The organism is Gemmata sp. (assembly GCF_051859125.1).
Classification (GTDB): domain Bacteria; phylum Planctomycetota; class Planctomycetia; order Gemmatales; family Gemmataceae; genus Gemmata.
In genome coordinates this window covers 1-6610 of sequence record NZ_JBHYGG010000158.1, presented here as the reverse complement: position 1 = coordinate 6610, position 6610 = coordinate 1, and the positions used below count along the sequence as shown (strand labels likewise).

Genomic DNA, 6610 nt, shown 5'->3' with positions numbered 1-6610 from the left:
CCCCTCACCCGCCGCGAAGCGCGGCGACCTCTCCCCGTAGGAACGGGGCGAGGTGTTGCCCCGGGTTCTGGTGGCACAGGCCTCCGGCCTGTGTTCGCCTACACAGGCCAGAGGCCTGTGCCACCGGACCAACCGCCCCCACCTCGCCCCGTTCCTACGGGGAGAGGTCGCGACGAGTCCTCGAGTCGCGGGTGAGGGGCGGCCACTCGTTGAGTACACCAACCACGCTCCCACACCCCCCTGGCCCGACGCACAACGCCCGAGAGAACCGCCATTCCCGCGACGACCTCCAATGTGGCCTGCACCGTGTGCGGGTGCGTGTGCGACGACCTCCGCGTCACCACCGAGGGCGGCCGCGTCGTCAGCGCCGAGGGCGCCTGTGTGCTCGCGGAGCCTTGGTTCCGGTCGCAGAACGCCGACCACCCGCCCGCGGCCGAGGTCGCCGGCAGGCCCGTCGAACCCGCGGTCGCCTACGACCGCGCCGCGGAGCTGCTGCGGGCCGCGAAGTACCCGCTCATCTTCGGCCTGTCGCGCAGCACCACCGAGGGCCAGCGGGCCGCAACGGCGCTGGCCGACCGGCTCGGCGCGACCATCGACACCACCGCCAGCACCGGCCACGCGCCGTCGATCATGGCGCTCCAGCAGGTCGGCGAATCGACCTGCACGCTCGGCGAGATCAAGAACCGCGCCGACCTCGTCATCTACTGGGGCAGCGACCCGGTCACCACGCACCCGCGGCACATGGAGCGGTACGCGCTGGAGCCCCGCGGCCGATGGGTGCCGAACGGCCGCGAAGACCGGTTCCTCGTCGTCGTGGACGAGGAAGAAACCGAAACCGCGAAGCAAGCCGACCTGTTCATCCGCATCGCCCCCGGCAAGCACTGGGAGGCGCTGTGGGAATTGCGGATGCTCGTGCGCCGGGGGGCCGGTGAGGACGGCGGAGGCCGAGAGGTACGGACAGACGAGGCGAGCGGGGGACGTAAGTCCCCCGGTACGTTCTACCCACCGGGGGACTTACGTCCCCCGCTCGCCCCAGCACTGAAAGAGCTGGCCCGCCGCATGACCACCTGTCGGTGCGGGGTGGTGTTCTTCGGGACCGGCCTGACCCGCGACCGGCTCGCGCACCGCACCATCGAGGCGCTGCTCCAACTGGTCACCGACCTGAACGACCACACGCGGTTCTACGTGCGGCGGATGCGGCGGTACGGCGACGTGGCCGGGGCCGACTCGGTGCTCGCGTGGCAGACCGGGTACCCGTTCGGGGTGAACCTGAGCCGCGGGTACCCGCGGTACAACCCCGGCGAGTTCACCGGCCCCGAGATGCTGGCCCGCGGCGAGCCCGACCTGTGCCTGCTCGTCGGCAGCGAGACCGCGGCCGACTTCCCGGCGGCGGCGGTGGCGCACCTGCGGCGCGTCCCCGTCATCACCCTCGACTCGCCGGGTGTCCCCCCGGTGGTGCCCGCGGCGGTGCGGTTCACGACGGCCGTGTACGGCGTCCACCGGGTCGGCACCGCGTACCGCATGGACGAGGTGCCGGTCCCGCTGCGGGTGCTGCTGCCCACGGACTACCCGAGCGACGCCGAGGTGCTCAACGAGTTGTTGGCGCGGGTGGTGTGAGGTGAATGGCGGTGCTGGGTATCTGTAGCCGGCCTCTGTGAGGCCGGTGCTTCGGAACTCCCCAGGCCCGGCCTCACAGAGGCCGGCTACAGAACACGTACCGCATCGTTCGGGTTCAATGTGAGGCGAATACGCTGGCCGGCCGGTGCGTCTACGGTGGGTACGGTCCCTTCACTCTCTCGGGAGGTCTCGCGATGGTTCGGAATCTGCTAACGGCCGCGGTCGTGGTCGCGCTGGGCGGGCTGCTCGTGGCCGGCGACGCGAAGCCCGGCCTGAAGGTCGGCGACAAGGTGCCCGGCCCGTTCCACCCGCTGAACGTCAACGGCGAGGACGCGGGCAAGAAGGCGTGCCTGTACTGCAAGGCCGGGGACAGCCCGACCGTCGCGGTGTTCGCCCGGGACCCCGGCGACGCGGCCCTCCAGAAGCTCATCGCGATGCTCGAAGAGGCCGCCACCAAGTACAGCAAGCAGGAACTGAACACGTTCGTCGTGTTCTGCTCGGCCGAGAGCGGCCTGGAGCCCCGGCTCAAGGACGTGGCCGAGAAGGTCAAGCTGAAGCACGTCATCCTCGCGATCGACGCGCCCGAGGGCCCGGAGAAGTACAACATCGCCAAGGACGCCGACGTGACGGTCATCGTGTACAAGGACCTGCGGGTCGTGGGGAACCACACGTTCGCCAAGGGGAAGCTGGACGACAAGGCGCTGGAGGCCGTCGCGGCCGACGTCGCCAAGATCGTGAAGTAGATTGACCGAACTCACGAACCGCTCGCCGCTTTATGCCGCGAGCGGTTTTTTCCGTTTCTGCCCAATCCGCAAGCACCCCCGGGCCGCACACCGATCCTTCACGGAATCCGGAAGTCGCGTTTCCGTCACCGGTTACCGAAAGTTGCGCGACGGGGCGGCCCGCACGGCACGCCGGCTGCAATACCCGGTGCCTCTCAACCTCCCCGACGACAACCTCTCGAACGCGAACGGGCGCGAGCCCGTCGACACCGTATTGCCAGTGAGGATCGGCCCAGTGACTGCATCACCGAAGTTCGGCTTCCTGATCGACATGGACGGCGTGCTGTACCGCGGGACGGACCTGATCCCCGGGGCGGACCGGTTCATCCGCGAGCTGTGCCGCCGCGACGTCCCGTTCCGGTTCCTGACCAACAACAGCCAGCGGACCCGCCGCGACGTCGTCGCCCGGCTCAACCGCCTCGGGCTCGACGTGGGCGACGAGCACGTGTTCACCAGCGCGATGGCCACGGCCCGGTTCTTGGCCCAGCAGAAGCCCGGGGGCACGGCCTACGTGATCGGCGAGGGCGGGCTGCTCACCGCCCTGCACCAGCACGGGTACGCGGTGGTCGACCACGCCCCGGACTACGTCGTCGTCGGCGAGGGCCGCACGTTCAACCTCGAACTCGTCGAGGCCGCGGTGCGGATGATCCTCGGGGGCGCGAAGCTGATCGCGACCAACATGGACCCGAACTGCCCGACCCAGAACGGGCTCCGGCCCGGGTGCGGGGCGATGGTCGCGATGCTCGAGACGGCGACCGGGGTAAAGGCGTTCAGCGTCGGCAAGCCGAGCCCGGTGATGATGCGGGCGGCCCGCAAGGAGCTCGGGCTCACCACCGACGAGACCGCGATGATCGGCGACACGATGGAGACCGACATCCTCGGCGGCGCGCAGCTCGGGTTCCACACGGTGCTGGTGCTCAGCGGCGGGACCAAGGCCGAGGACCTCCCGCGGTACGCCTACCGGCCCGACACGGTCGTCCCGTCGATCGCGGAACTGGCCGACATGATGGACGCCTGCGGGTGGTGCCCGCCGTGGCTCGCGGGGAACGCCAAGGCCACGCCGTCGCTCATTCTTCGGCCGGGCTCCTACGACGAGGCGGCGGTGCCGACGAACGCAATGGGCGGCACCGGCTCGGGCAACATGTGACGGCCGGTTCCGCCGCGCCGGTCCGAGTCCGAGCGCCGAGCGAGGGGTGAGCGTGAACCCTCGCTCGGCGCTCGGGCTCGGACCGGACCCGTCCGGTCACCGCCGGGGCGGGGCCGGGGGGTGCGGCTGCCGAATTGGGCGAACCCTGAGCGCCAGCGAGGGAGTGCGCTTCACCCCCTCGCTGGCGCTCAGGGTTCGCCGGGCCAGCGGCCCAAATCCACAGGTACACCCGGGCCGGGTTCCCGGTGGCGTGCCGCGGGGGATTCGATAAACCTGATAGGAGTCTTTGAGTGGCTGTCGCTTCCCCGGGTCGCACTGATGGCTCAGCTCCTCGGCGTCGCGCTGACCGGCACCGGTAGCTGCCTGCCGGCCCGCGCCGTCTCCAACGACGACCTCGCGGCCGCGTTCGGGCTCGACACGTCCGACGAGTGGATCCGCACCCGCACGGGCATCCGCAGCCGCCGGTTCGCCGCGCCCGGGGAGACGTCCGCGTCGCTCGGCGCGGCCGCCGCCCGCACCGCCCTCGCCGCCGCCGGGCTCGCGCCGACCGACCTCGACCTGATCGTGTGCGCGACCGTCACCCCGGACATGATGTGCCCGGCGAACGCCTGCCTGATCCAGGCGGCCCTCGGGTGCCGGCCGGTCGCGGCGTTCGACGTGTCCGCGGCGTGCTCGGGGTTCGTCTACGCGCTCGCGACCGCCACCCAGTTCGTCCGCACCGGGGCCGCGCGGCACGCGCTGGTCGTCGGGGCCGAGGTGCTGAGCCGGGCGGTGGACCTGACCGACCGGAACTCGTGCATCCTGTTCGGCGACGGGGCCGGCGCGGCCGTGCTGTCCGCGACGCCCGACCCGAACACCGGCGTGCGGACCGTGCGCCTCTACGCCGACGGCTCGGGCCAGGAGGTGATCCAGGCCCCGAGCAAGGTGACCCCCGCGGTGCTCCCGGGCACGGCGACCCCGCTGCGGCGGGACTTCATCCGCCTCAACGGCCGCGAGGTGTACCGGTTCGCGGTCACGCGGATGGTCGAGCTGATCCGGCTCGCCGAGGCCGACTGCCGCGAGCTGGGGGTGCCGGGCATCGACCTGCTGGTCCCGCACCAGGTGAACCAGCGGATCATCGACGCGGCCCTGGCCGACACCGGGTTCCCGGCCGACCGCGTCGTGGTGAACCTGGACCGGTACGGGAACACGTCGGCCGCGAGCGTGCCGATCGCGCTCGACGAGGCGCTCCGCACCGGCCGGTGCAAGCGCGGCGACACGGTGCTGCTGGTCGCGTTCGGCGGCGGCCTGACGTGGAGCAGCGCCGTCGTCACGCTGTGACGTCACCCCTCGTCGCCCGCCTCGCGGAACCGCTCGCGGGCGTCGCCCTCGACGAACTGCCGCACCCGCACGTCCCCGGCCGTCGCGAGCCCGTCGGGCGGGCCGTCGTAGAGCACCTGCGACGCGCCCGGTTCGAGCCGCGAGAGCGGGTACAGCATCACCACCCGGTCGGCGCACTTGTGAACGGTCCGCATCTCGTGCGTCACGATCACGCTCGTCACCGGCCGCCGCACGCGGGTTTGGAGGATCAACTCGTTGATCACGTCCGTCATGATCGGGTCGAGCCCGGTCGTCGGCTCGTCGTAGAGCATCACGTCCGGGTCGAGCGCGAGCGCCCGCGCGAGGCCGACGCGCTTCCGCATCCCGCCCGACAGCTCCGCCGGCATCTTCCGCTCGACGGTCGGCGGCAGCCCGACCTCGGTGATGCGGTCGCGGACCCGAGCGGCGATCTCGTCCTCGGGGAGTTCGGCCTTGGCCCGCAGCCCGAACGCGACGTTGTCGAACACCGTGAGGCTGTCGAACAGCGCCGCCTGCTGGAACAGGAACCCCATGCGGAGCCGCAGCTTCGTCAGGTCCTGCTCGGAGAGCGCGTGGAGCGCCGTGCCCTCGAAGAACACCTCGCCGACGGTCGGCTTCAGGAGCGCGACGAGGAGCTTGAGCAGCACCGTCTTCCCGCACCCGCTCTCGCCGATCACGCACACCGTCTGGTGCGGCCGGACGGCGAGGGTGACCCCGGACAGCACCTGTTGCGCGCCGAACCGCACGCCCACGTCCCGCAGTTCGATCACGTTCGCGTCGGTCATCTGAACCTTTCGCACGCCGCTGGTGCGGTTCAGTGTAGCGGGGCTCCAGGGTGGGCGACTCGCTCCGCGAGTCGCCCCCCGGCGCACCGACCCGCACCGGAGGGCCCCAACCCGCCGCCGGTGTCACTCGCGGAGCGCGTGGCCTACTCTGTCCCCTCACGCCCTTGCCGTTGGTCACCCGCGGGTCGACAATGCCCACGCCCCGGCACCCCGCCGGACCGCTGCCCCGCCCGACCCGTTCCCGCACCCCGTTCCCGGAGACTCGCATGCTGCGCTTCGCCGCCCGGGCCGTCGCCGTCGCGACCGCCGTGGCCATCGCCGCCTCGTCCGCGCCCGCCGACGACTCGACCCTGAAGGTCAAGGTCGGGGACAAGTTCCCCGTGGTCGCCCTCGAGGCTGCCCAGATCGAGAAGCTGGGCCTGAAGGACGCCAAGACCGTCTCGATCGCCGACCTCAAGGGCAAGACGGTGGTGATCTTCTTCTACCCGAAGGCGCTCACCAAGGGCTGCACGGTCGAGTCGTGCGGGTTCCGCGACGCGCTCGCGTCGGCCGACTTCCCGAAGGACGTGGTGATCCTCGGCGCGAGCGCCGACGACGTGCCGCTCCAGCAGAAGTTCATCGAGAAGGAGAAGCTCACGTACCCGCTCCTGGCCGACAAGGAGATGAAGCTGACCAAGGAGCTGGGGATCGTGTCGCCGAAGAACGACAAGGTGACGCAGCGGGTGACGTTCGTTGTCGACAAGGAGGGGAAGATCGCCAAGATCTACGACACGGTGAACCCGGCGACCCACCCCAAGGAAGTCGTCGAGTTTCTGAAGCGCCAGAAGTGACCGGCAACCGCTCGACCGCGACCAGCGGGAGCGCCCGCGAGTTGAACCAGCGGCCCGGCGAACCCTGAGCGCCAGCGAGGGGGTGGACGTCCACCCCCTCGCTGGCGCTCA

6 protein-coding genes are annotated in these 6610 nt (G+C 71.0%); 5 read left to right on the top strand and 1 reads right to left on the bottom strand.

Annotated features, from left to right (window positions below):
• Window positions 1–294 precede the first annotated feature (294 nt).
• From ACTIGN_RS15215 to ACTIGN_RS15200, 4 genes are all read left to right on the top strand, one after another.
• The gene (locus ACTIGN_RS15215; protein WP_439625272.1) at window positions 295–1617 is read left to right on the top strand and encodes a formylmethanofuran dehydrogenase subunit B; all 1323 of its coding nucleotides are present in this window, start codon (window positions 295–297) and stop codon (window positions 1615–1617) included.
• A 194-nt stretch (window positions 1618–1811) separates the two neighbouring features.
• The gene (locus ACTIGN_RS15210) at window positions 1812–2360 is read left to right on the top strand and encodes a hypothetical protein (RefSeq protein WP_439625270.1); all 549 of its coding nucleotides are present in this window, start codon (window positions 1812–1814) and stop codon (window positions 2358–2360) included.
• Between the two features lie 310 nt (window positions 2361–2670).
• The gene (locus ACTIGN_RS15205; protein ID WP_439625274.1) at window positions 2671–3546 is read left to right on the top strand and encodes an HAD-IIA family hydrolase; all 876 of its coding nucleotides are present in this window, start codon (window positions 2671–2673) and stop codon (window positions 3544–3546) included.
• 318 nt (window positions 3547–3864) lie between these two features.
• Window positions 3865–4866 (top strand): beta-ketoacyl-ACP synthase III, encoded by a 1002-nt coding sequence (locus ACTIGN_RS15200; RefSeq protein ID WP_439625268.1) that lies wholly within the window; start codon window positions 3865–3867, stop codon window positions 4864–4866.
• A gap of 2 nt (window positions 4867–4868) precedes the next feature.
• On the opposite strand, the gene ACTIGN_RS15195 is transcribed toward ACTIGN_RS15200, so the two are convergent.
• Window positions 4869–5669, bottom strand: a complete 801-nt coding sequence (locus ACTIGN_RS15195; RefSeq protein ID WP_439625266.1) for an ABC transporter ATP-binding protein — start codon at window positions 5667–5669, stop codon at window positions 4869–4871.
• Window positions 5670–5935: 266 nt separating this feature from the next.
• Between ACTIGN_RS15195 and ACTIGN_RS15190 the strand changes: the two genes are divergently transcribed.
• Window positions 5936–6499, top strand: coding sequence for a peroxiredoxin (locus ACTIGN_RS15190; protein ID WP_439625264.1), 564 nt, complete (start codon window positions 5936–5938; stop codon window positions 6497–6499).
• The last annotated feature ends 111 nt before the right edge of the window (window positions 6500–6610 follow it).